Annotated in this window: 22 protein-coding genes and 1 tRNA gene; 14 read left to right on the top strand and 9 right to left on the bottom strand. The window is 69.6% G+C overall.

Annotation, left to right across the window (positions count from 1 at the left end; translation table 11 throughout):
- Positions 1-91 precede the first annotated feature (91 nt).
- The 9 genes from ACZ4M3_RS10720 (at position 92) to ACZ4M3_RS10680 (ending at position 8,565) form a co-directional block, all read left to right on the top strand.
- Positions 92-469, top strand: a complete 378-nt coding sequence (locus ACZ4M3_RS10720) for an SCO3933 family regulatory protein (protein WP_467731229.1) — start codon at positions 92-94, stop codon at positions 467-469.
- A gap of 120 nt (positions 470-589) precedes the next feature.
- Positions 590-2,020, top strand: coding sequence for an FtsK/SpoIIIE domain-containing protein (locus tag ACZ4M3_RS10715; protein WP_467731228.1), 1,431 nt, complete (start codon positions 590-592; stop codon positions 2,018-2,020).
- Between the two features lie 13 nt (positions 2,021-2,033).
- Positions 2,034-2,210: a hypothetical protein gene (locus ACZ4M3_RS10710; protein ID WP_467731227.1), complete on the top strand. Its 177-nt coding sequence runs from the start codon at positions 2,034-2,036 to the stop codon at positions 2,208-2,210.
- Positions 2,211-2,261: 51 nt separating this feature from the next.
- Complete coding sequence (locus ACZ4M3_RS10705) at positions 2,262-3,017, top strand: DUF2637 domain-containing protein (RefSeq protein WP_467731226.1); 756 nt, start codon at positions 2,262-2,264, stop codon at positions 3,015-3,017.
- Between the two features lie 132 nt (positions 3,018-3,149).
- A complete protein-coding gene (locus ACZ4M3_RS10700; protein ID WP_467731225.1) occupies positions 3,150-4,613 on the top strand; it encodes a replication initiator in 1,464 nt (487 codons plus the stop codon).
- Between the two features lie 20 nt (positions 4,614-4,633).
- Complete coding sequence (locus ACZ4M3_RS10695; RefSeq protein WP_150261958.1) at positions 4,634-4,807, top strand: helix-turn-helix transcriptional regulator; 174 nt, start codon at positions 4,634-4,636, stop codon at positions 4,805-4,807.
- Positions 4,801-6,186, top strand: coding sequence for a tyrosine-type recombinase/integrase (locus ACZ4M3_RS10690; protein WP_467731224.1), 1,386 nt, complete (start codon positions 4,801-4,803; stop codon positions 6,184-6,186). Before ACZ4M3_RS10695 ends, ACZ4M3_RS10690 begins: the two co-directional genes overlap by 7 nt.
- Positions 6,187-6,306: 120 nt before the next feature.
- Positions 6,307-7,155, top strand: a complete 849-nt coding sequence (locus tag ACZ4M3_RS10685; protein ID WP_281207513.1) for a TIGR04255 family protein — start codon at positions 6,307-6,309, stop codon at positions 7,153-7,155.
- Between the two features lie 744 nt (positions 7,156-7,899).
- Positions 7,900-8,565 carry a hypothetical protein gene (locus ACZ4M3_RS10680; protein ID WP_467731223.1) on the top strand — a complete coding sequence of 222 codons (666 nt, stop codon included), beginning with the start codon at positions 7,900-7,902 and terminating at the stop codon, positions 8,563-8,565.
- Between the two features lie 339 nt (positions 8,566-8,904).
- Here the strand turns inward: ACZ4M3_RS10680 and ACZ4M3_RS10675 are convergent.
- The 6 genes from ACZ4M3_RS10675 to ACZ4M3_RS10650 form a co-directional block, all read right to left on the bottom strand.
- A tRNA-Ser gene (locus ACZ4M3_RS10675) sits at positions 8,905-8,989 on the bottom strand.
- A gap of 45 nt (positions 8,990-9,034) precedes the next feature.
- Complete coding sequence (locus ACZ4M3_RS10670) at positions 9,035-9,997, bottom strand: trypsin-like serine peptidase (protein ID WP_467731222.1); 963 nt, start codon at positions 9,995-9,997, stop codon at positions 9,035-9,037.
- 172 nt (positions 9,998-10,169) lie between these two features.
- The gene (locus ACZ4M3_RS10665) at positions 10,170-11,261 is read right to left on the bottom strand and encodes a YeiH family protein (protein ID WP_467731221.1); all 1,092 of its coding nucleotides are present in this window, start codon (positions 11,259-11,261) and stop codon (positions 10,170-10,172) included.
- Positions 11,261-11,815 carry a cysteine dioxygenase family protein gene (locus tag ACZ4M3_RS10660; RefSeq protein WP_467731220.1) on the bottom strand — a complete coding sequence of 185 codons (555 nt, stop codon included), beginning with the start codon at positions 11,813-11,815 and terminating at the stop codon, positions 11,261-11,263. Before ACZ4M3_RS10660 ends, ACZ4M3_RS10665 begins: the two co-directional genes overlap by 1 nt.
- 100 nt (positions 11,816-11,915) lie before the next feature.
- Positions 11,916-12,821 (bottom strand): LysR family transcriptional regulator, encoded by a 906-nt coding sequence (locus ACZ4M3_RS10655; RefSeq protein WP_467731219.1) that lies wholly within the window; start codon positions 12,819-12,821, stop codon positions 11,916-11,918.
- A 114-nt stretch (positions 12,822-12,935) separates the two neighbouring features.
- A complete protein-coding gene (locus ACZ4M3_RS10650; protein ID WP_467731218.1) occupies positions 12,936-14,492 on the bottom strand; it encodes a S1C family serine protease in 1,557 nt (518 codons plus the stop codon).
- A 246-nt stretch (positions 14,493-14,738) separates the two neighbouring features.
- Here ACZ4M3_RS10650 and ACZ4M3_RS10645 point away from each other — a divergent pair, with 246 nt between their 5' ends.
- The 3 genes from ACZ4M3_RS10645 to ACZ4M3_RS10635 all read left to right on the top strand — a co-directional run bounded on the left by ACZ4M3_RS10645 (position 14,739) and on the right by ACZ4M3_RS10635 (position 17,386).
- Complete coding sequence (locus tag ACZ4M3_RS10645) at positions 14,739-15,527, top strand: glycerophosphodiester phosphodiesterase (protein WP_467731350.1); 789 nt, start codon at positions 14,739-14,741, stop codon at positions 15,525-15,527.
- Positions 15,528-15,612: 85 nt separating this feature from the next.
- Positions 15,613-16,215, top strand: coding sequence for an ATP-binding protein (locus tag ACZ4M3_RS10640; protein ID WP_467731217.1), 603 nt, complete (start codon positions 15,613-15,615; stop codon positions 16,213-16,215).
- A gap of 196 nt (positions 16,216-16,411) precedes the next feature.
- On the top strand, positions 16,412-17,386 hold the full coding sequence (locus ACZ4M3_RS10635) for a DUF5926 family protein (RefSeq protein ID WP_467731216.1): 975 nt from the start codon (positions 16,412-16,414) through the stop codon (positions 17,384-17,386).
- A 183-nt stretch (positions 17,387-17,569) separates the two neighbouring features.
- On the opposite strand, the gene ACZ4M3_RS10630 is transcribed toward ACZ4M3_RS10635, so the two are convergent.
- Together ACZ4M3_RS10630 and ACZ4M3_RS10625 are read right to left on the bottom strand one after the other, a co-directional pair.
- Positions 17,570-18,130 carry a hypothetical protein gene (locus tag ACZ4M3_RS10630; RefSeq protein ID WP_467731215.1) on the bottom strand — a complete coding sequence of 187 codons (561 nt, stop codon included), beginning with the start codon at positions 18,128-18,130 and terminating at the stop codon, positions 17,570-17,572.
- Between the two features lie 108 nt (positions 18,131-18,238).
- Entirely contained in the window at positions 18,239-18,955 is a 717-nt protein-coding gene (locus ACZ4M3_RS10625; RefSeq protein WP_467731214.1) for a bifunctional DNA primase/polymerase, read from the bottom strand.
- A gap of 407 nt (positions 18,956-19,362) precedes the next feature.
- Here ACZ4M3_RS10625 and ACZ4M3_RS10620 point away from each other — a divergent pair, with 407 nt between their 5' ends.
- Positions 19,363-20,931: a PP2C family protein-serine/threonine phosphatase gene (locus ACZ4M3_RS10620; protein ID WP_467731213.1), complete on the top strand. Its 1,569-nt coding sequence runs from the start codon at positions 19,363-19,365 to the stop codon at positions 20,929-20,931.
- Positions 20,932-21,022: 91 nt separating this feature from the next.
- Positions 21,023-22,489, top strand: coding sequence for an aminopeptidase P family protein (locus ACZ4M3_RS10615; RefSeq protein WP_467731212.1), 1,467 nt, complete (start codon positions 21,023-21,025; stop codon positions 22,487-22,489).
- A gap of 102 nt (positions 22,490-22,591) precedes the next feature.
- On the opposite strand, the gene ACZ4M3_RS10610 is transcribed toward ACZ4M3_RS10615, so the two are convergent.
- Entirely contained in the window at positions 22,592-23,074 is a 483-nt protein-coding gene (locus ACZ4M3_RS10610) for an ATP-binding protein (RefSeq protein WP_467731211.1), read from the bottom strand.
- Positions 23,075-23,355: the final 281 nt, after the last annotated feature.

Raw genomic sequence — 23,355 nt, 5'->3', positions numbered from 1 at the left:
CCATTAGACCCACTTGACCCTGCTAGCAGGGCTATGTATCAATAGTTTCAGCGCCGCACCTCAGCGGCCTCGGCGAAAGGTTTCATCACCCATGGCTATGACCCGTATCCGCGTCGGCCTGCTGGACTCCACCAACTTCATGGTCGGCTCGCTGCCGGTCGCGAAGTGGGCGGACCAGGAGAACGGCATCCGTGCGACCGACCGGGAGACCGGCGTGCCGCTGCTGACGGTGACGCTCTTCCTGATGGAGGACGAGCGCGCGGAGGCAATGAAGATCACTGTTCCGGCGAACGGCCTGCCGAACGGCCTCCACCCGGGCCGCTTCGTCCGCCCTGTCGAGCTGTTCGCCACCCCGTGGGCGCGGATCTTCAACGGCAACCTCTGCGACGGCGTCGCCTACCGCTGCGCGTCCCTGGAACTGGTCGAGAACCCGGCCGTCCCGGAGATCCCGGTGGAAGCGGCCGCGTAAGGACTGAGCGGCTTGGTGGGCCGGGCCCCGACCATCCTCGGCGGGACCCGGCCCCCGCTCACCAGCACATCTCGCAACCGGCTCTGACCGGCTGCCCTATCGAGTGGAAGGAAGTGCCCAGTGAACGAACTGGGTGAACTGAACGAAGCGTCGCGCTGGCTCAACGTCGTGGTGTGGCTCGGCCTCGGCCTGATCGCCCTGTGGGCCGTCGTGTGGGTGGTCCGCTACCTCAGAGCTTCGCCGATGAAGCGGGTCAGCATCCGACAGGCGGTCAGGATCCGGCGGAGCTGGAAGCGGCTGGCGCAGATGTGCGGGCTGTCGGTCACGGACAAGATGCCCACCGCTCTTGCCTCGCTCGCCAACACTGACGGCAAGAACCCGCCCAAGCCGCGGATCCTGGTCCCGGCGCTCAAGGTCACTCCGGACGACTTCGGGGTGATGGCGTGGGCGAACTGCCTGCCGAAGGTGGGTCTGGCGGAGTTCCAGAAGGCCGCCCCCTACCTCGCGGACGCCTGGCGCATGACGCGCGTGTCGGTACTGCCGGGTGACAAGCCCGGGCAGGTCATGCTGCGCGGGGTCCGGGTGGACCCGCTCGTCACCCCCACCGCGCACGTTCCCAGCGGTCATCCGCCGGAGGAGTCGGCGATGTGGGAGTTGGGGGTGGATGAGTTCGGCATGCCGGTCTCCGTGCACCTGAAGGACGTGCCCGGGGTCGCGATCGGCGGCCTGCCCGGGTTCGGGAAGACCTCGTGCGTGAACAAGCTGGTGTGCGACTGGGCCCCCTCGCCGGCCACCCAGTTCGTCTTCTTCGACGGGAAGGTCTCCCACGCCTACGAGGGCGACTACGCCGACCTTGTACAGCGGGCGTTCGACTTCTGCGGGGACGACCTGGAAGAGGCGAACAAGAAGCTGAAGGACCTGGTGCAGCTGCGCCGCGCCCGCTCGGCGTCCATCCGCCGGGTGCTGGGCGTGAAGAACATGTGGCATGTCGGGCCCTCGGCGGACTGGCCGCTGGTCGTCGTCATCATCGACGAAGCCCACACCTACTTCCGCGACCACAAGGGCTCCGACGCGGCCACCAAGAACCTGGCCGCACTCGCGGCGGAGAACGCCCGGCTGGTGGAGGACCTGGTGAAAAAGGGACGCTCGGTCGGCATGCTGACCCTGCTGACCACGCAGAAGACCACCGGTGACGCCATCCCCACCTTCATCCGCGACGTCTGCCCGGTCGGCCTGTCCTTCGCGCAGAAGACCGCCGATGCCGCCGTGGCCGCCCTCGGCGACGACATCCGCGAGTGGCCCGACGCAAGCCCCGTCACCCTCCAGGACCCCGCATACGTCGGCGTGGCGGTCATGTCCCAGCACGGCCGCCCCGGCTTCATCCGCATACGCACCCCCTTCGTCGCCGACGAGCACGCCGCCCACGTCGCCGAAGCCACCACCCACCTGGTCCGCCACCCCGCCCGGCTCCTGGAAGACCTCACCACCCGCACGGTCGTGGACCTGGGCAAGGAGAACGACGACCCTGAGCCCCCGGCAATGGCGGCCTGATATGCGCCCCCACATGAGAAGGATCTACATCCGGGCCATGCGCCGGGTGATCACCGCCGGGGACCTCGACCTGGCCCGTCGGATTGGAATCGCCGCGTACCGGGTCGCCAACGCCGACGAACGCCGAGTCCTTGAGACCTACCTCGGGCCGAATGCCGCCCGTCTGGCCGGCTTCGCACCCGACAGCTGACCGGCCGCTCCTCTGCCCCGACTCGACCTGTGGAAGGAGGTGAAACCTCTCATGTCAGAAGACCGGATCACTCAGCGCACGGTCACCGTGGTCATGGCGGTCATCGCCCTGCTGGCCTTCGTGTTCTCCTTCGGCAACGTCTGGAGCCTGGCCCTACGCCTGGGCATCCCCGACCCGATCGCACCCCTGATCGCGCCCATGGTGGACCTGTCCGTCCTCGGCCTCCTGGTCGCCCTGCGGTACCTCTCCCTGCGCGGCGTACCCGCCGAAGACCTCACCGCGGCAACGCGCCTGATGCACGCCTCCGGCCTCTTCACCCTCGCCCTCAACGTCGCCGAACCCATCATCGCCGGGCACTACGGCCGCGCCTGCGTGGACGCCGTGGCCCCGCTGCTCCTGCTCGGATGGGGCGCCGTCGGCCCCGCGCTCCTCCGCCACTTCCACGCCGTCACCACCCCGGCCCCTGCTCCGGCCGTACCCCTGGCCCCCGCTCCCGAGCCCGCCCCGGAAGCACTGCCACAGGACACCCCAGCCGAAGCCGCACCCGAGTCCGTCCGGGAGCCCGAACCCATCCCGGAGCCCGCTGCCGAACCGACGGCACACCCGGCGCCCGCCCCGGCACAGGCCCCGGCTCCCGTCTCGGCTCCGGCCGTCAAGGTGGCACCGGCCCTGCTAGACGCCGCCCGCGAAATCGCCGACGCCCACCACTCGGCAAACGGTCAGGCGATCACCGTGCCCCAGCTCAAGGCCCGCCTCGGCGTCAGCCTCCCGCTGGCCGCCGCCGCGCACGCCGCGCTGTCGGCCTGACCCACTCTCCGCCGGCCTTCCGGCTCCCCCCTCCTGGCCCCTGGGCCTGGCCCGTCATGCCCTCGGGCAGCACCACACCCACCTGCTGGTGCTGCCCGGGGCCCTCCACCAGCGGAAAGGGTCCTCCTGCCGATGCCCCGCAACCTCGACCTGCGGCACGTGATCAGCCCCGCTGTCCGGGACCTGATCGAACTGGCCAACCTCGACAACTTCGACCGCACCCGCGAACAGGTCACCCGTCTGCGCGGCTGCACCCGCCCCGTCAACCTCGTCGGCCACACCCACACCCGCAACGCCGCAACCGGCGAAACGATCCGCTCGTACTCCACCAGCGACGAACCCACCGGACGGCTCCTGACCACCTGCGGCAACCGCCGCGCCTCCCGCTGCCCCGCCTGCTCCCGCACCTACGCCGCCGACACCTTCCACCTCGTCCGCGCCGGACTCTGCGGCGGCAAGAACGTCCCCGAGACTGTCCGCACCCACCCCCGCGTCTTCCTCACCCTCACCGCCCCCTCCTTCGGCCCCGTCCACAACCGCCCCACCAACAAGGACGGCAAGCCCCGCGCCTGCCGCTGCGGCGACCACCACCCCGACAGCGCCCCCGAACTCGGCACGCCCCTGGCCCCCAAGACGTACGACTACACCGGCGCCGTGCTGTGGAACGCCCATGCCGGAGCCCTGTGGGCACGCTTCACCCTCAACCTCCGCCGCGCTCTGGCCGCTCGCTTCGGCATCACGCAGAAGGACATGAAGCAGCTCCTGCGCGTGTCCTTCGCCAAGGTCGCCGAGTACCAAAAGCGCGGCCTGGTCCACTTCCACGCCGTCGTCCGCATCGACGGCCCTGACGGCCACACCAGCGCCCCTCCAGCCTGGGCGACCGTGGACGACCTCACCCACACCATCCGCACCGCCGTACCCCGCACCGCCCTCACCGTCACCTCCGACACCGTCGGAGACCACGAGATCCGCTGGGGTGACATGCTCGACGTTCGCGAGATCACCGCACTCGGGGACGGCGAACTCACAGACGCGGCCGTGGCCGGGTACGTCGCCAAGTACGCCACCAAGAGCGCCGAGGACTCCGGCACCGTGGACCGCTCCTTGGTCTGCCGGACCTGCTCCGGCCGGGGCACTGTCGGAGGACGCGTGAAGGATCTCTGCCCCGACTGCGAAGGCACCCGCCAGGCCGAACCTCTGCGGGAACTGCCCGTGCACCGGCACGTCCGGCAGATGATCCGCACCGCCTGGGACCTCGGCGGCCTGTCCGAATTCGCAGACCTCAAGCTCTGCAAGTGGGCACACATGCTCGGCTTCCGCGGCCACTTCTCCACCAAGTCCCGCGCCTACTCCACCACCCTCGGAGTCCTCCGCGACGTACGCCGCGCCTGGCGCCTCGCCCAGGCCGACGCCGCCCGCGCCGGCCACCCCACGCCCAGCCCGGACACCGCGCTCGTCACCGAGTCCTCCTGGGCCTACCTCGCCTCCGGCTACCGCCCCGGCGAAGAACTCCTCGCCGCCCAGACCCTCCACGACATCAACCAGACCCGTGCCGACAAGGAACGGGCCGAGACCGAAGGGGAGGTCTGGCAGTGACCGCCGCACCGACCACCCGCATGCTGACCATGGTCGAAGCGCTGGCCGAGCTGCGCATGTCGCGGGCCGCCTTCTACCGGCTCCGCGCTCGCGGGAATGCGCCCCGCTGCCTCAAGCTCCCCAACGGGCAGATCCGCATCCGCCGGGCCGACCTCGACGCGTGGTTCGAGGGCTGCGAGGTGCCCGCGTGCTGACCTTTGACGTGCAGATCTGGGGCATCCGCAAGCGCCCCGACCGCGCTGCGGCCTATCAGCTGCGCTGGCGAGTCGGCGTTCAGCCGTTCTCGAAGAGCTACAAGATCAAGGCTCAGGCGGACGGCCGCCGCTCCGAACTGCTGGCCGCGCTGCGCAAGCGCGAACAGTTCGACACCGAGACCGGCCTGCCGGCCTCCGAGGTGCAGGCGGCCCAGTCCCCAACCTGGTTCACCCACGCACGGGAGTACGTGGCGATGAAGTGGCCGAACGCTTCGGCCAAGCACCGCGCGAGCATCGCGGACGCCCTCGCCACGGTCACCCCGCGCCTGGTGAAGGACAACCGCGGTGCCCCCGCTCCCCGGGTTCTGCGGACCGCCCTCTACTCCTGGGCCTTCCGCCTCGTCCTCGACCAGGACGGCGATCTCGTAGCCCGGATCGATGCCGAGGAAGCACCCGAAGCCATCGTGGCGGCCCTCGACTGGATCGGCCGGAAGTCCGTGGACATCTCGGCCCTGAACACGCCGACGGTCGTGCGGTCCGCCCTGGAAGCGCTGGCCCGCAAGATGGACGGGACTGCTGCGGCGGACAACACGGTGAACCGCAAGGTGCCCGTGTTCAGCAACTGCCTACGCTACGCCGTCGAGCTGGACCGCCTGCCCTCCCTGCCCCTGACCAAGGTGGACTGGACGGCACCCGAAACGGACGACGAGATCGACTTCCGTTACGTCCCCGGTCCGGCGCTGGCCCGCAAGCTCATCAATGCCGTGGGCGAGCAGGGAGACCGTGGCCGCCACCTCAAGGCGTTCTTCGGGTGCCTCTACTACGCGGCCACCCGCCCCGGCGAAGCCGTCGGCCTCCGTGAGTCGGACTTCACGCTTCCCGAGGAAGGCTGGGGCCAAGTCATCCTGTCCTCCAGCTCACCGCGCGTCGGTTCCGGCTGGACCGACTCGGGGGAGTCCTACGACTCCCGGGGCCTCAAGAAGCGCGCCCGGAAGGCCACCCGCGAGGTACCGATCCCGCCGGTCCTGGTACGTCTGATCTGCGGCCACATCGCGGAGTTCGGCACGGCCGAGGACGGCCGACTCTTCCGCGCCGCACGCGGCGGCGGCCTCCTGAGCAAGGAGTATGGCGACATCTGGAAGGCTGCTCGCCGGGCCGTCCTCACCAAGCAGGAAGTCAAGACGCCCCTGGCCGAGGTCCCATACGGACTTCGCGCCGCGTGCGTCTCGCTCTGGCTGGAGTCCGGCGTCTCCCCGGCCGAGGTCGCCCGCCGCGCCGGCCACAGCATCGCCGTTCTGTTCCGCTTCTACGCCAAGGCCATCCGCCGCAACCAGCAGCACGCGAACAGTCAGATCGAAAGGGCACTTGAAGCTGAGTAGATCGCACTCCTCTCTGCGCCGGCACCGACTCTAAGGAATCAGCCATTGGCTACGTACTGCTCGTCCCCGCGGTGGGGAAGAGATACGGTGATGGAACTTTCCTGGAAACTTGGAGCTTGGATGCTGTTGCTGCCTGACCCTCCGCGCTACGCCATGGGGCGAGCACCGCTTGCTCAGGTGATCATTCAGGTGAGCTTCCCAGTACTGGCCCGCCTTCAGACACTTGACGGCATCGCACCCCTGCAAGACGCGCTCTTTGACCTGTTCCCCTACATGAATCGGAACCGGGTTCAACAGGTATCCATGCTGGTAGGACCTACGGGCCCCGCCGCATCGGACTCAAACGAGATTTGGATCAACGAGTTCACCAACGACGACGGGTGGACGCTGACGGTGACGGAGAGTAGCGCCAGCTTGAGCGTGGGCGGCAGTGACTACCCGGGCCTGCAGGACATAGAGGACATGTTCGAACAGGTTTGCACGGCGCTCACCGAGGCCATGAACGTTCGTAGGTGCGACAGGATCGGGACGCGTTACATGAACGTCGTCCGAACCGACCGCCTCGGCTGGTCAACATGGTTCAAGCCACAGATCATCGGATTCGCGGATCCCGAGCTCACACCACCGGAGCACCTCGTGGCGACGATCACTGAGACTCGGCTACGGCGGCCTCCTACGGGCAACTTCGCCTGGGCCTTGGACAAGCCAGTTGAGGGGATCACTCGATACGGAGTGGTGCCAGCCGGTAGCGTCATCGCTGGGGTGCCGCCCCGCCCGCTCGATGCGCCGTCTCTAGTCCTGGACATCGACATGTTCATCGCAGCTCCGCAAAAATTCGACCCCAAGGCATTGGCCGAACAGTTCCATGAACTGCACACCGAAATCGAGAAGATTTTTTTCTGGGCGGTCACAGATGCCGGCAAGGAAGAGTTCGAAGTAACGGTCCGAGGGGAGGAAGGAAATGAGTAGCACCACCTGGCCCTCGCAAGGGCTTGGGAAGTCAGGCTACAGCGACCCAGACTCATTCGGGATCTCTGCCGAAGTGCTGGGGAACGCCACAAACTCCAACCCGTGGGTCCGACTCGCCCCCCAGCAGAGCACGGGGCGAAACTTCCTGAGCGATTTCACCCGGTGGGTGGAGATTCCAGAGAGTGCGGATGAGGTCGCCTCACCTCTCCCACAAATGATCCGCGAGATTAGAAGCTGGACAGGCTGGTCCCAGCGCTATCTCGGCGAGGTTCTAGGAACCTCTCATACAACTGTGCGAAAACTGGAGACAGACGGCACCGTCTCCCCGAAGTCACGCCCAGCCGCAACACGCGTCCCCGCGCTACACAATCTCATGCGCCGTCTTTATCAAGCGGCCGGCGCGAATCCCAATCGCCTTTCCGTTGCACTAGAAATACGCGGGAACGATGGGCAAACGGCCATTGCGCTCCTCGTCTCGGAAAACTTCCCCCGCGCTTACAGCCGCGCGCTTGAGGCACTACACGGCCCCCGAGAGGACATGCTCACCTCTGGCAGAAACACTCCTCTGCCCGATGCGACCGTGGAGATGATCTGAGCGCCATCGACGTGCACCGCGAAGACGAGCCAGAGTGCGCTCCGACTTCCCTTCGTTCCAGGGGTTGGCGACAGGGGTGCCAACTGCGCCTCCCCCTGCCCCTGTCCTGGGTTTCCGTAGCAGATGGTCGGCCACAAGAGCGCCGAGAAGTGTACGACGAGTGGGTCGTGGTGGCTCAGGATTGCGAGCTTGCCTGGAAGGCAACCCTCGAAGAGGCATGCCCAGTGCTGGTTGAGCTGCGCCCTGTACTGCGCGAAAACCCCCCATCTGATTGGGGAATCCGCAGCCAGTTTTTTCGGCTCGACAGTTCCGGCGCCCATATCGATAACAATCTACCGCGCCTTCTAGTACACCCATTGACTCTGGCTGCGGCGGAACATCTAACGTGTACACCCAATCCGCGCCGCCTCAAGACTTGGCTCGGACTGAGGTACGATCGACCGGCCATTCCTCAGCAATATGTGAAGCTGGCCGACTCGCTCATCAAGAAAGTCAAAGCGAAGCGGACCAGAAAAATTGCAGCAGAGGCCCGAGATATTCTTGCAACTTTCGGGACCACGCCTACAGGTGTCAGCTACGAAATAGTTGCAGTGCTACCATCCGGCAGCCCCGAGGAGAGTCGCCTTGAAATCCTAGATTGGATTTCGCAAGTCGCCCTTGAAATCCCTCCGGAGCTGGGAATAGCCACCCGCATCGACGCGCGCCCAGACACTCAAATCTCGCTCGAATTCATCGAGAGATCGTTCGCGCTCGATGCCAGTTCTCTCAGTTGGCCCGTCAATAGTCCCGACCTGACGGGCAACTTTCGCCCGTAGGGCGCTTGCCTGACCTTCTGGCTCGGTCGCCGGCCTTCACCTCCCGCGTCCGCGCGCCCGACTCGTCGCGCCCTGTGTCGCATCTGCGCTCAGCCTCGCACTGGCCACCAACTCGTGGTTCTGCTGAGGCGTCAGTGCCTCCTGCGCCCGCTCCTGCCGAGGCCACCTCCAGCGAGAGGCTCAGCTGGCGGGATACGACCCGGGTCCTGGTCCACGCCTGGTCCACACACGATGATCCAAAGCGGTACAGGGGCGGGTCAGGGTGAGACAAGCCCGCATGACGAAGGGGTGCCCCTGGTCGGGACACCCCTTCTGATCAGCGCGTTGCCTGATCTGGTGCGGTGGGTGTGGGATTTGAACCCACGGTGACTCGCGCCACGACGGTTTTCAAGACCGTTCCCTTAGGCCGCTCGGGCAACCCACCTGGCCGGTACAGAGTACCGGGCGGTGGGGGCCGGTGGGGGCGGGGTCAGGCCGCTTGGGCCTGGTCGTAGGCCGCCTTGGCCTCGTCGCCGAAGTACGGGCCGAACATCGTGTTCGGCAGGAAGTTGTAACCGAAGCTGTTCACCGAGACCTGGGTGCCGAGGCCGGTGGCCTCGTTGAAGTCCTGGAACCAGGGGCCGCCGCTGGAGCCGCCCGTCATGTTGCAGGCCAGGCTGTGGTCCTTGGTCAGCAGGAAGTCCTTGCCGGTGTTCGCGCTGCAGTAGGCCAGCTTGGTTCCGTCATAGGGCGCGGCCGCGGGGAAGCCGAACGAGTACATCTTCTTGTTGTAGCCACCGTTGAACTGGATGCCCTGGGCGCCGACGACCTGGCTGAGCTTCTGGCCGTTCAGGGGTGCGACGACGGCCAGGCCGACGTCCATGTTCATGTCCTCGCTCGCCGCCCACTGGGTGGTCGCGAAGGTCTTGGTCGCCGCCCACTGACCGTACGGTGCGTTGCCGTTGTCGTACGCCGGGACGAAGATCCAGTTGGTGTGCCAGGCGCCCTGGTACTTCACGCAGTGCCCGGCCGTGATGACCGTGCTGCCGTTGGCGCTGGTGATGGAGTCGCCGGAGCAGGAAGCGGTCCGGCCGTTGAAGGTGAAGAACACCCGGCCCGAAGTCTTCACGACCGCGCCGCCGCCCGTCCAGGCGCCGCCCGGCTGCGGGAAGGAGGCGGGGGAGGCTGCCACCGGCGTGGCGGGGACCGAGGTGGGGCGGGTCGTGTGGGACGGCGAGCGGCGGGACCCGGATACCCGGGCCGCCGTGACGTCCAGCGGGGTGGCCGCCCGCATGCGCTCGGCGGTCCAGAAGCCGGGCGTCTGCTGCTGCCGGAAGGAGGACGGGGCGGGCGGGGTCTCCATTGCGGCCGAGGGGGTGGCGGCCGTCAGGGCACCGGCGAGCAGGGCGCTCGCCGCGAGGAGAACGGATGCGACCGTGCGGTGTCGATTCACGCAGGACTCCTTCTGCCGTGCCCGGTCCGGTCGGAACCGGGCAGGGTGGGGGTGAAGAGTGGTCGGTGCGGATCGGGTGCAGGGTGGCACGGCAAGGGTGAGATGTCAGGCCGCAGTCGGAACGTTCGGTCGGTTCCGGCCAGGAAATGGCCAACTCCCTTCACTGCACCCCTCATACGGTGAGCAGTACGCCTCCGTAGGAGACCCCGGCGACCACCACCCAGGCACCGAGGCCGAGCACCGCCGCGCGGCCTCCGGTCCGGGCCAGGGAGGGCAGGTGCACCGCGGTGCCCAGACCGAACAGGGCGGCGGCGAGCAGCGCCTCCTGGGCGGTATGCGCCCCGTCGAGCGCCGGGCCGGGCAGTACCCCGGTGGCCCGCACCGCGGCCGCCAGTAGGAAGCCGGCCACGAAGAGCGGCACCGGGGCGGGCCGCCGTCCCGAGGCCGTACGCACTCCGCGCCGCCGGGCCCGTACCGAGAACGCCACAGCCGCGACGAGCGGGGCCAGGAGCGCCACCCGCATGAGCTTGACCAGGACCGCCTCGCCGAGTGCGCCGGGTCCCGCGGTCTGCGCGGTCGCCACCACCTGGCCGACGTCGTGGACGCTCGCGCCCACCCATCGGCCGAACTCCAGGTCGGAGAGGCCCAAAGGATCCTGGAGGAGCGGAAGTACAGCAATGGCCAACGTTCCACACAGAGTCACCAAGGCGACGGAGGAGGCCACGTCCTCCTCATCGCTGCCGGACACCTCGCTCACCGCGCCGATCGCTGAGGCCCCGCAGATCGAGTACCCGGTGGCGATCAACAACGGCTGGTCCCCCGGCAATCCCAGGCGCCGACCCAGCCACAGGGTGCCGAAGAAGGTAGCGGCGACCACCGCGCTGACCATCGCCACCGTCGACCAGCCCAGCCGGAGCACCTGGCCCAAGCCGAGCGTCAGGCCGAGCAGGACGATGCCGATCCGCATCAGCCTGCGGCCCGCCAGGGACAGTCCTGGGCGCGCTGGCCCTCGTACGAGGGCCCGGGTGACCGGGAGATGCGCGACGCAGATGCCAAGCACCACCGACGCAGTCAGCATCGGTACGGCCGGTACCACCAGGTGCAGGCACCAGGCGAGGAATGCACCGAAGGCGGCGAGCGCCAGCCCGGGCCACGGGGAAGGCGAAGTTTCACGTGAAACAGGAGCGGTCGGCGTCGTTTCACGTGAAACATGGCGCAGCCGGTCCCATACCGGGCGGTGGGTGGGCCGGTTCAGCAGAGCCATCAGCCGGCCGGAATCGCGTAGACGCGGCGGACGCTACTGCCCAGGCGGGACACGTCGGCGCCGTAGACGTGGATGGATATCGCCGTCGTACGACAGGAGTTGCGGACCTTGTGGATGTCACCGGGCGGGGCGAACCCGCAGACGTCGCCAGGTCCGTTCACGACCTCCTCCGTCGCTACCAGGCGCGCGCCCGCCGTCGACGTGGCCGGGGCCAGCCGGTAGCGGAGCTCGCTCTCGGCCCCTTCGTAGACGCCGGCCACGCACCATGCGACGTGGTCATGGATGGCGGTCTCCTGGCCCGGTAACCAGACCAGCGCCACCACCGAGAAGCTGCCGTCCGGCTCGGCGTGCAGCACGTGCTGCCGGTACCGGTCCGCGTGCCCCTCGCGCTGCTCGGGGGTGAGCAGATCATCCCCGCGCAGGTACGGGGCGAGCCGCTCACCGACCAGGTGGGCGGTCAGGTCGGGGACGAGCCCACGCTCTACGACTACGCGGATCTCATGGATGAGGGCGGCCATCCTCGTGGTCGTACGGGCCGGTGTGGTGGTGGTCATACAGGGAGCGTCCGGCAGCCCATCCATCACGTCCAACGACAGTTCTGACCTGAAATTCCAAGCTGCGCTTATGGATCTGGGTGGCCGTAGCCCGCCGGCGTCAGCAGCCGATGCGGTTCTCCGCCACCCGTTTCAACTCGTCCAGGACCACCGCCGTCGCCGGGATCCGCAGATGGTCCCGGTACACGTACGCGGCGATGTGGCGGCGCGCGGCCGGCTGGAGCGGTCGGCCGCAGACCTTGGTCAGCGACAGCGAGGGCAGCACCAGGGCGGGCATCATCGCCACCCCCAGGCCCTGCGCCACGAGGCTCTGCACCACGAGGTTGTCGTCGGTCGCGAACCGGATGTCGGGGACGAACCCGAGTTCCGCGCACTCGTGCAACAGGTTGGCGCGGCAGCGCGGGCAGCCGGCGATCCATCGTTCCCCGGCGAGGTCGGCCAGGTGGACGGCCCGGCGCCGGGCGAGTGGATGTCCGGTCGGCAGGAGCACCGTCAGCTGGTCCTCCAGCAGTTTGACCTCGGCTACCTCCTCAGGAACTTCCTCGTGCAGCCCGGGGTAGGTGAAGGCCAGTGTGATGTCGCATTCACCTCGCTGAAGCCGCCGCAAGGACTCCGGCGGCTCCCCCTCCAGCAGCTCGACCTGAATGCCCGGGTGTTCCTTCGCCAGCCCGCTGAGCGCCTCGGGGACGAGTGTGACGTTGGCGCTGGGGAACCCGCAGACCCGCACCCGCCCGGTGCGCAGCCGCGCGTACGCCTTGAGCTGCGCTTCAGCGGCGGAGAGGCTGCCGAGGATGGATTCGGCGTGCCGGGCCAGGGACTCCCCGGCTTCGGTGAGCTGCATCGTCCGGCCGACCCGGGTGAAGAGCGGGGTGCCGACGGCGCGTTCCAGCGCCTTCATCTGCTGGGTGATCGCGGGCTGGGTGTACCCCAGGACGCGTGCGGCCGCCGAGTAGGACCCGGAGGCGACCACTTCGTGGAATGTCCGTATGTGCCGAGAATCGAACACGGAGGAAGCATAAGCGGACGTTGGGAGGGGCCGTAGGCGGAATCCCGCCCACGGCCCCTCTCCATCAAGCCATTGCCCAGCGGACGTTGAGCGCTCGCCCGGGCCGCCACTCGGTCAGGGCTTGTCCCCCACCCGCGAGCCGAGCGTGATGTCCACCGTGTTCGGCTTGCCGTCGCGCACGTAGGTGAGCTTCACCGTGTCACCCGGCTTGTACGTCCAGATCTCGCTGATCAGGGTCGGACCGCTGTCGATCGGCTTGTCGCCGAACTGGGTGATGACGTCCCCGGGCTTGAGGCCCGCCTTGCCGGCCGGACCGTTGGGGTCGACCAGCTCGTTGGCGGAAGCGCCCTGCTCGGAGATCTTGGCGCCTTCGACCTTGGACTGGAGGTCCACCGAGACCGAGATGATCGGGTACACCGGCTTGCCCGTCTTGATCAGCGACTGGGCGACGTTCTTGGCCTGGTTGATCGGGATGGCGAAACCGAGGCCGATCGAACCGGCCTGGCCGCCGCCGAAGCTGCCGTTCCCGGCGGACTGGATCGCCGAGTTGATGCCGATGACCGCGCCATGGCCGTCGAGGAGCGGGCCACCGGAGTTGCCCGGGTTGATCGAGGCGTCCGTCTGCAGCGCGCTCATGTACGAGTTCTTGCCCCCGGAGCCGTCACCGGAGGCCACCGGGCGGCTCTTGGCGCTGATGATGCCGGTGGTGACCGTGTTGGACAGGCCGAAGGGGGCGCCGATCGCGATCGTCGAATCGCCGACGGCGACCTTGTCGGAGTCGCCGAGCGCCAGCGGCTTGAGCCCGGCCGGCGCGTTCTTGAGCTTGATCACGGCCACGTCGTAGCCCTGGGCCCGGCCCACCACCTCGGCGTCGTACTTCTTGCCGTTGGAGAACGTCGCGGTCAGCTTGCCGCCGTTGGCGGCGGAGGCGACGACGTGGTTGTTGGTGAGGATGTGGCCCTCTTCGTCGTAGACGAACCCGGTGCCCGTGCCGCCCTCGCCGTCTCCGGCCGAGGCCTCGATGGTGACCACGCTCGGAAGCGCGCCGGCCGCCAGGCCCGCGACCGAGCCGGGCTCGCGCTTGAGGTCCTTGGGGGTGCTGGCGGTGATCGTGGTCGAGACGGAGCCGTCGTTGTTGCGCTCCGCCGCCCAGTAGCCGACGCCACCGCCGACGCCGCCGGCCAGGAGGGCCGCGACGAGCACGGCCGCGATCAGGCCGCCCCTGCCCTTGGGCTTCGGGTCCGGGGCCCCGTGCGCGGTCAGCGGGGCACCCCAGGTACCACCGCCGTGTCCGCCGTCGGTGCTGTACGCCGGGACGGCGGGCGGCGGCGGGGGCCAGCCCTCCGCGCCGTGCGCCCCCGGGGCGGGGGCCTGGCCGTGCGGTGCCTGAGCGTGCGGGGCGTGCCCGTACGGGTCCTGCGCACCCGGGGCCGGCTGCCCGTAGCCCGGAGCGGCAGGCGGCGCGGCCGGAGCGGTGTGCGGAAGCTGCTGGGTCGGCTCGGCACCGGCCGCGTGCGCCGGAGGCTGCACCGCGGGTGCGTCGAAGGGCGCGGCCCCGGGCTCGGCGGGCGACGAGGGCTCGGGGGTGGACGAAGCGGCCAAGGGCACAGGGGGTGCGGGCGGGGCCGCGGGGGGCGTCGGGGCCGCGGTGCCCTCGTTCTCGGTGCTCACAGCGCTCTCTCCTCGTTCACACACACGGCTACTGGTGCTGGATATCTGGTGATACCGGTCCGACAGAACGTTCGACGTGCCGCACAAGTTCCAGTACAGAGCCTTTCCCATGACCCGTCAGAGCACTGTAAGCCGGACCTGTGCATCTCCGTCCATTCTTTATATCCGACATTTCACCCGCATCAGCAGGACTCACCCCGACGCGTGAGGGCCCCTCGGTGGCACCATGACCCGGTGACCCATGCAATGCCGCACCCCATCCAGGTCGTCGCCCACCGCGGCGCATCGGAGGATGCCCCCGAGCACACCCTGGCCGCCTACCGGAAAGCCATCGAAGACGGCGCCGACGGCCTCGAATGCGATATCCGGCTCACCGCGGACGGCCACCTCGTACTCGTCCACGACCGGCGGGTCAACCGCACCTCGAACGGCCGCGGCGCCGTCTCCGCCCTGGAACTGGCCGACCTCGCAGCCCTCGACTTCGGCTCCTGGAAGGACCGCGACGAGTCCCCCGACTGGGACGCCGACCCCGATCGCACCTCCGTGCTCACTCTGGAGCGGCTGCTGGAGCTGGTGTCCAACGCCGGCCGCCCGGTACAGCTGGCGATCGAGACGAAGCACCCCACCCGCTGGGCCGGACAGGTGGAAGAGCGGCTCCTGTTCCTCCTCAAGCGCTTCGGACTGGACGCCCCGGCCGCCGAGGGACCGCACCCCGTCCGGGTCATGAGCTTCTCCCCCCGCTCCCTGCACCGGGTACGGGCGGCCGCTCCGACGATCCCCACCGTCTACCTCATGCAGTTCATCTCGCCGCGGATGCGGGACGGGCGGCTGCCGGCCGGGGCGAGCATCGCCGGGCCGGGGCTGCGGATCGTACGCAACCACCCCGCATACATCCGCCGACTCCATGCAGCGGGCCACCCCGTGCACGTATGGACCGTAAACGAAGCCGATGACGTTCAGCTCTGCGCTGATTTGGGCGTAGAAGCCATCATCACGAACAGACCCCGTCAGGTTCTGTCACAGCTGGGGCGCTGACGTCCCGATTTGCACACCCGCCCCCACCACCCCTTCCGTAACAGGGTGTGCACCGGCGCATCCGCTCCGCATCCGTCCGTCGTGAATGCGTCAGAGGGCCCATCCGTGGCGGTTTCCGGTCCAGGCCATTGGGGCATCCAGATCATGGCGTGGGGCTAAGGAGGTTCCGGGGGTGGCGTTGGTGATGGCACAGGAAGTGCCCACGTCGTCGTGCATGGGCGTACGCCATGGTCCTGCGGGCGTGGGCGAGGCGAGGCGCCGGATGCGCAGAGAACTGCGGATCAGCGGGGTGTCCGAATCGGTCGTGGACGACGCCGTTCTGATCCTTTCCGAACTGCTCAGCAACGCTTGCCGACACGGCCGGCCACTGGGCGCGCGGGAAGTCGGGGACGGGGAGATACGCGCCGCATGGGGCGTCGACAAGGCAGGACGACTGACGGTCGAGGTCACTGACGGCGGCGGACCCACCCGCCCGATTCCGTCCACACCATCGGTCACCGCGCGGGGCGGCCGGGGGCTGAACATCATCAGCGCCTTGGCCCAGGACTGGGGTGTCCGGGACGGAGCTTCGGGTGAGGTCACCGTATGGGTGATCGTCGCCTGTGGGACCCGGCACGAGGATTTCGCTACGCGCGTCGCATCCCCGGCGATCGACTTCACCTCGGCCTTCGACGACCTCGATACCTGAGGAGGGTCCGCGCGCGAAGGAGGTTCCCGCGAAGAGACACCGGAATACGGCTCGCAGGATCCGGCAGAGCAGCCGGCGGCCGTCCGGGAGCGCACGCCGACCGTGCTCCCGGCCGCACCCCACCGGTTCCGGCGGTACCAACGGCTAGGCTCGCGCCCAGAACCCGCCGTACCGCCGCAACCGGGAGACACCCACGATGGCAAAGAAGCGCCCCGCCGCGAAGACCGCGAAGCCGCAGCTCCACAACGGGGAAATCCCAGTGGTGGGCGCCCGCGAGCCCTGTCCCTGCGGATCCGGGCGCCGCTACAAGGCCTGCCACGGCGCCGCGGCCGCGCACGCCGTCACCGAACACGTACAGCGCCCGTTCGAGGGCCTGCCCGGCGAATGCGACTGGGTGGCGCTGCGCGAGCTCGTCCCCGCGGCCACCGTGCCGCTGACCCTCAAGAACGGCCTGCCCGAAGGCGTCCCGTCCGTCACGCTGGTCACCGTACTGCCGATGGCATGGCCGGCCCTGCGCCGCGAGGACGGTTCCGTCCTGCTCGGCCTCCAGAACGACTCGAGCACCGGGGACCTCGCCCGGGACATGGCGGACACCCTGGAGCGCGCACTGACCGCGGAGCCGGGATCTCCGGTTCCGGCGCGCCGGGTTCCGGCCGAGGGTCCCCGACTTCAGGATCTCCTGGACACCGACGGCGTTTTCGAGCCGGTTGTGCACAGTGGCTTCGAATTCTGGATTCCGGATGCGGAGAGCGCTCAGAACGCCTCCCCGGAGGTCGCCGCCTCGCTGGAACGCGCCAACGCCGCCGCCATCCCGACGGTCAAGCTGACCGGCGTGGACGCCGCCTACTGGTGCGAGACCCCGGAGAAGAACCACCTGCGCTGGGTCATGCCGCACCCGGAGGAGAAGCTGCTCGACGCCCTGGCGCGGCTGCACGCGGCCGGTACCTCCTCGCTCGGCGAGGGCACCAAGCTCGTCGGGTCGTTCCGCGCCCACGGTCTGATGGTCCCCGTGTGGGACCTGCCCACCGGGGTCTCGGCTGACGACGTGGAGAAGCCCGCCGCGGAGCTCGCGGAGCGCCTGGCAGCGGCCCTGGCGACGACCGCCCCGCTGACCCCCGAGGAGCGCCGGGCGCGCGGCGGCCTCACGAACCGTCAGGTGACGCTCAGCTGACCCTGCCGCACCCCTGCGGTTCCGGTGACCGGGGTCACAACTCCCGCTAATCGCCTGCAAATCGGTGTCTGAATATCAGAGATCGAATTTGCGTACAGGCGATCTCTTGTTACCGTTCTTGTAGCCCGGTCGCTGGTGCATCCCCCGTCGCCAGCGACCGGGCCCTTCCATTTCCGGTGGTGCTCAACCACCCTTCGGTGCCGGTGCGTTGCTCCCGGACCGCAGTAGCAGTGCCCCTTCATCATCCGGAACTGCAAACTCCGCTACGGCCGAGTAACCGTTCGCGGTGCCCGCCGACGCCTCCCTCGGCGTCTCGCACAGTCCCGGCTCGTCCCCCGCGCCCACCGCGCAGCGGATCTGCACCGTGCGCCCCGCAGGCCCCATCACGGTCAGTACGGCGTCCAGCGCGCGGCCGCTGGTGTTGCGGTAGTAGCTGCGGCCCCAGGTGCTGCCTTCGCTCACCAGGACGCAGGTCTGGGCCTCCAGGCCGTGCGGCGAAGTGAGTTCGGGACCGCACCGCGCATCCGTCCGGGGCTGTTCCGGTGGGCCCGGATGAGCCGGGCGGGCGGCGGCCCGCGCCTTGTCCGACGTACGGGAAGCGTCGGAAAGGCCGAGCGACGAGAGCAGCCCGCCCGCCTTCCCGTCACCCTGACCGGCGAAATCCGGTCCGGCGATCGCTCCTGCAAGCGGAAGCGACAAGATGATCAGCACACCGGCGCCGATACCGATCAGGCGGAGATTCATTCGCCGAAGATAGCGATGCCGGAATGGGGCACGGAGATCCCCGCGCCCAATTCCCCTGCAAACCGCGCTCGCCGACACCCGTAAGAGTGATACGGCAGGCGCGCGGCGTCAGTACGCGAGCCGGCTTCCGCCTCCGGGCGCCCCGCTGCTCGCCTCCACCAACGCGTGGACGAGTTCCTCGACCTCGGGCAGCCAGAGGCCCTCCGGACCGGTCGACGGCTCGCGCTCCCAGTGGACCTGCCCGCCACCGGACGCCGGAGAGGGCGGCAGCAGCAGGTAGCCGCCTTCGCCGTGGAAGCGCAGGGAGGAGGGCACGTGGTCCTTGGCGTAGAGGAGTTCGCCGAGCCGCTCCAGCGAGTAGGGCGCCACCAGGAGCGACCAGCGGGTGGGCGACGCGACGATCGGGCCCAGCCGCATGCCCTGCGCGTCCAGCCGTCCGACGGCGCGCGCGGCCGCGACGGCGGGGAGGCTGACCGCGCACGGCGCCGGGCCACCGGTGGCCATGAGGACCGGGGCGGCCGGCCGCCTGGCCCACCACCAGCCCACCATCCGGGGGTCGGTGGTCGCCGCGAGCAGGCCCGGATCGAAGGGATGCGCGCCGGGCACCACGCAGTCGGGGTCGGGGCAGGCGCACCGGGCGCTGTCGGCGCCGGCCCGGCCCACGCCGGGCAGTACGGGCCACCGCCATACGGTGGCGCAGGTCAGGGCCGCGTCGAGCAGGAAAGCGGCGCCGCCGTCCGGGTTCCGGGCGGCGGGAGAGGTCGGGAAACGGGATTTCAAGCGATCGCGGAGCCGCTGGAGACGCCTTCCGAGGATCTCGCGCATGAGCGCTCGTTCCTTTCCGTTGAACGCCGAGGGCCACATCACACCACGTAAGCGGTGTTTCACCACACGTACACGTTTCGCGTCACTGTCCACCGGAAGCAGGTTCACACGGTTCGTGCAGTTTTCTTACGGGTCCATCCAACGTACGGCGGGGCCGAGCGCAACACCCGCCGGATGCCGAGACCGGCTGCCGCCGCTAAGGACGACGGCACGCGCCGGGCGGTTCCCGGCAGATGCCGGGAGGCGTCAACTGGCCCCGAGCACCACCGTTTACGTACCCGGACCCGCTGGGACGCCCGCTCAGTCGATCGCAAAAACCGTTCGCTTCCGGCTTTTTCCGGCCAAGTTTTGCCCTTGGCCGGACAGCGAGTTGTGGACCTGCGGACACCAGGATTCCCACCTGGGCAATGCTGGACATCGCTCCTCGTGTGCGTGTAGATGTGGATCCATTGATGGCGGCGCAGCACGATCTGGGGGTTTGCGATGCTATATGGCGAATCGCACCAGGTGGAAAGGCGGACGCCATGAGCGCCTCGCATCTGCCGAAAGTGGCTGGAATCGATCCGGCAGTTACCGCGTCACCGCACACTGCGGCGCCCACCGCGGCCGCTCCCGCACGTACCGCCGCCCCCGTTCCGACCGTGCCGCCTGCCGCGAGCACCGTCATCCAGGACCGGCTGGCGGGCATGGTCTCCGACCTGACCACCCTCCACGAACTGACCGAACGCCTCGCACGGGCCGTCGATCTCGACGCCTCCCTGCGTGAATTCGTGCGGGCCGGCGCGGCGCTCGTCGGAGCCCGCCGCGGCCTGGTGGTCCTCGAACCGTCCGACGGGCTCGGTCCGGCCACCACCATCGGCCTCGGGCTCGGCCGCGCGGACCTCGGCCACATCGAAACGGTGCCCCGCAGCGCCACCTCGTACGGCCGCATCCTCGACGGACTCCCGGACGCGCAGGGCGGCAGCGACGTGCTCCCGGAGCCCGGCGCCGCAGCGGCCGGGGCGGGCGCGTTCGCCGCTCCCGTCGACCCCCGCCACCGCGAGGTCGCCGCCCGGCTGGGGTACGCCGCCAGCTACGCGCTGCCCCTGACCGCGGAGGCGACCGGCCGGCTCGGCGCGGCCGTCTGGCTCTACGACGAGCAGGCCGAACCGAGTGAACGCCAGCGCGACCTGGCCGGGCTCTACGTCCGCCACGCCGCCGAGCACCTCGCGCGGATGATGGAGGTGGAGCGCTCCCGCTCCCGGCTCGCCACGATCGCCGAGGAACTGCTGCCCAGCCGGCTGCCCCGGATCGCCGGGGTGCAGCTCGCCGCCCGGCACCACACCGGACCGCGCGGCGGCGGTGACTGGTACGACGCGCTGCCGCTGCCCGAGGGAGCCATGGGGCTGGCCGTCGGCTCCGTCAGCGGCTCGGGGCCGAGCGCGGTCGCGGCGATGGGACGCATGCGGGCCTCGCTGCGCGCGTACGCGGTCATGGAGGGCGAGGACCCCGTCGCAGTCCTGTCCGACCTCGAACTCCTGCTTCGGCTGACCGAGCCCGCGCGCTCGGCGACGGCCCTGTTCGCCTACTGCGAGCCTGCCTCCCGCAAGGTGATCCTGGCCGGGGCCGGTCACGCCCCGCCGCTGCTCATCGGCGAGCGGCGCACCGAGTACGTGGAGACCTCCCTGTCCGCGCCCCTGGGGATGCTGGCCTGCTGGGAGGCGCCGAGCGTGGAGTTCGAACCCGCACCCGGAGAAACGGTGCTGCTGTACACCGACGGGCTGCTGCGGCGTACGGGCGACCCCATGGACCGGGCCTACGCGCGGCTGCACGCCGCGGCCGCGGGGGTTCCCCGCAGCGCCCGGGACGACCCGGCGGCGATCTGCGACCACATCCTGCGCACGGTGTTCCCGCCCCAGGACGGGGGCCCGGCGAACGGCGCCGCCGGGGCGGACCCGGCCGAGGACATCGTGCTGCTCGCAGCCCGGTTTGACTGATTTGTCACATGACCCGACGTGGGTCTTCCGCTCACCCATACGATGGATGAGGTCCACACCCGGTCCGTTCTGTCGTAGCTGAGGAGAAGACGTGGCTGACGAGCTCACCCCGGAGACCCCGGAAGAAGAGCAGCCCCAGAAGAAGCACAAGCAGCGCAAGAACGGGCTGTACCCGGGCGTCAGCGAGGAACTCGCGGAGAACATGCGTACCGGCTGGGCCGACACCGAGCTCCGCGGGCTGGAGCCGATCGCCCAGGCCGCGCACACCGCCGCGCGCCGGGCCGCCCTGTCCGCACGCTTCCCCGGCGAGCGGCTGGTCGTCCCCGCGGGCCGGCTGAAGACCCGCTCGAACGACACCGAGTACCCCTTCCGGGCGTCGACCGAGTACGCGTACCTCACGGGCGACCAGGCCGAGAACGGCGTCCTGGTGCTGGAGCCCACGGGCGAGAGCGGCCACACCGCCACCGTCTACCTGCTGCCGCGCTCCAACCGTGAGAACGGCGAGTTCTGGCTGTCCGGCCAGGGCGAGCTGTGGGTCGGCCGCCGCCACTCCCTCGCCGAGGCCGAGCAGCTCCTGGGCCTGCCCGCCAAGGACGTGCGCGAGCTGCCCGAGGCGCTCGCCGAGGCCACCGGCCCGGTCCGCTTCCTGCGCGGTCACGACACCGTCATCGAGAAGGCGCTGACCGACAAGGTCACCGCCGAGCGTGACGAGGAACTGCGCGTCTACCTCTCCGAGGCCCGCGCCGTGAAGGACGACTTCGAGATCGGCGAGCTGCAGAAGGCCGTCGACTCCACCGTCCGCGGCTTCGAGGACGTGGTGAAGGTCCTCGACAAGGCGGAGGCCACCTCCGAGCGCTACATCGAGGGCACCTTCTTCCTGCGCGCCCGCGTCGAGGGCAACGACGTCGGCTACGGCTCCATCTGCGCCGCCGGTCCGCACGCCTGCACCCTGCACTGGGTCCGCAACGACGGCGACGTGCGCTCCGGTGACCTGCTGCTGCTCGACGCCGGCGTGGAGACCCACTCCCTCTACACCGCCGACGTCACGCGCACGCTGCCGATCAACGGCACCTACACCGACATCCAGCGCAAGATCTACGACGCGGTCTACGAGTCCCAGGAAGCCGGCATCGCCGCCGTGAAGCCGGGCGCCAAGTTCCGCGACTTCCACGACGCCTCGCAGCGCGTGCTGGCGGAGAAGCTCGTCGAGTGGGGCCTGGTGGAGGGGCCGGTCGAGCGGGTGCTGGAGCTCGGCCTCCAGCGCCGCTGGACGCTGCACGGCACCGGCCACATGCTCGGCATGGACGTCCACGACTGCGCCGCCGCGCGGACCGAGGCGTACGTCGACGGCACGCTGGAGCCGGGCATGTGCCTGACCGTCGAGCCCGGCCTGTACTTCCAGGCCGACGACCTGACCGTGCCGGAGGAGTACCGCGGCATCGGCGTGCGGATCGAGGACGACATCCTCGTCACCGAGGACGGCAACCGGAACCTGTCGGCCGGCCTGCCCCGCGCATCGGCCGAGGTCGAGGCCTGGATGGCGCGCCTCAAGGGCTGATCGGCTGCCGCACCGCGCCGGTGGGCGGGTTCCCGTTGGGGGCCCGCCCACCGGCGTACCCGGGTGCCTTCCGGCCGGTCCGGCCCCGCCGGGAGGACGCGGCTACGAAACCCTGAGCAGCGCGCCCTCGCGCCACTTGAGGACCTTGTCGAAGCTGACCACCGCGCCCCGGCCCGGCCGGTTGCGGAGGCGGACGTGGTCGGAGAGCTCCGCGATCAGTCCCAGGCCCCGGCCGTGCTCCTTCTCCGACGGCTCCGCGGGCCGGGGTCTGTGCCCGGCGACCGTCGAGGCCGGAAAGCCCGGACCCGAGTCGGTCACCTCGATGCGGCAGTGGTCGCCGTCCAGATAGGCCGTGACGCGGTACTCGGCGCAGACCGCGGGGTCGGGCTTCCCGGCGCAGGACGGGCCGGCGGCCGGCCCGCCGTGCTCGACCGCGTTCGCGCACGCCTCGCTCAGTGCCACCGACAGGTCGAAACAGATGTCCGGGTCCACCCCCGCGGTCTCCATCGTCCCGAGCAGCAGTCGCCTGGCGAGCGGCACGCTCGCGGCTTCGCGCCTCAAGTGGAGAGACCACCAGATGCTCATACGGTTACCTATTGCCGCCCTCGGTCACCCGTAAGCCCCCGGCGGCTGCCGGAGCCCTCATTCGGCCGATGCGGCTCTGCGGGCGCCGGTGTATGCGGCCGTTCGCGAGCGACAGGCGGTGGGGTCAGTCCGGACAGTCGGCCGGGGCAGTCGGCCGGGGCGGTTCTCCGGAGCGGGCGCCGCTCGAAGGCGCGTGCTCGAACCCCGCTCGGGCTCCCATGGGGACGGATGGGATGTTCCGGACCTGCCGCATGGCTGTCCTGGGGGCAGTGCGATGATGG

This window comes from Streptomyces sp. NPDC026522, from assembly GCF_055567555.1.
The sequence above is the reverse complement of the archived record's forward strand: the minus strand, read 5'-3'. Positions and strand labels throughout refer to the sequence as shown.

What these genes read in the sequence shown, in the direction of transcription:
- ACZ4M3_RS10645 (WP_467731350.1), top strand. Translation starts at nt 14,739, where the DNA reads ATGCCGCACCCCATCCAGGTCGTCGCCCACCGCGGCGCATCGGAGGAT.
- ACZ4M3_RS10660 (WP_467731220.1), bottom strand. Translation starts at nt 11,815, where the DNA reads ATGACCACCACCACACCGGCCCGTACGACCACGAGGATGGCCGCCCTC.
- ACZ4M3_RS10640 (WP_467731217.1), top strand. Translation starts at nt 15,613, where the DNA reads ATGCGTCAGAGGGCCCATCCGTGGCGGTTTCCGGTCCAGGCCATTGGG.
- ACZ4M3_RS10695 (WP_150261958.1), top strand. Translation starts at nt 4,634, where the DNA reads ATGCTGACCATGGTCGAAGCGCTGGCCGAGCTGCGCATGTCGCGGGCC.
- ACZ4M3_RS10700 (WP_467731225.1), top strand. Translation starts at nt 3,150, where the DNA reads ATGCCCCGCAACCTCGACCTGCGGCACGTGATCAGCCCCGCTGTCCGG.
- ACZ4M3_RS10705 (WP_467731226.1), top strand. Translation starts at nt 2,262, where the DNA reads ATGTCAGAAGACCGGATCACTCAGCGCACGGTCACCGTGGTCATGGCG.
- ACZ4M3_RS10635 (WP_467731216.1), top strand. Translation starts at nt 16,412, where the DNA reads ATGGCAAAGAAGCGCCCCGCCGCGAAGACCGCGAAGCCGCAGCTCCAC.
- ACZ4M3_RS10630 (WP_467731215.1), bottom strand. Translation starts at nt 18,130, where the DNA reads ATGAATCTCCGCCTGATCGGTATCGGCGCCGGTGTGCTGATCATCTTG.
- ACZ4M3_RS10620 (WP_467731213.1), top strand. Translation starts at nt 19,363, where the DNA reads ATGCTGGACATCGCTCCTCGTGTGCGTGTAGATGTGGATCCATTGATG.
- ACZ4M3_RS10625 (WP_467731214.1), bottom strand. Translation starts at nt 18,955, where the DNA reads ATGCGCGAGATCCTCGGAAGGCGTCTCCAGCGGCTCCGCGATCGCTTG.
- ACZ4M3_RS10710 (WP_467731227.1), top strand. Translation starts at nt 2,034, where the DNA reads ATGAGAAGGATCTACATCCGGGCCATGCGCCGGGTGATCACCGCCGGG.
- ACZ4M3_RS10685 (WP_281207513.1), top strand. Translation starts at nt 6,307, where the DNA reads ATGCTGTTGCTGCCTGACCCTCCGCGCTACGCCATGGGGCGAGCACCG.
- ACZ4M3_RS10720 (WP_467731229.1), top strand. Translation starts at nt 92, where the DNA reads ATGGCTATGACCCGTATCCGCGTCGGCCTGCTGGACTCCACCAACTTC.
- ACZ4M3_RS10610 (WP_467731211.1), bottom strand. Translation starts at nt 23,074, where the DNA reads ATGAGCATCTGGTGGTCTCTCCACTTGAGGCGCGAAGCCGCGAGCGTG.
- ACZ4M3_RS10665 (WP_467731221.1), bottom strand. Translation starts at nt 11,261, where the DNA reads ATGGCTCTGCTGAACCGGCCCACCCACCGCCCGGTATGGGACCGGCTG.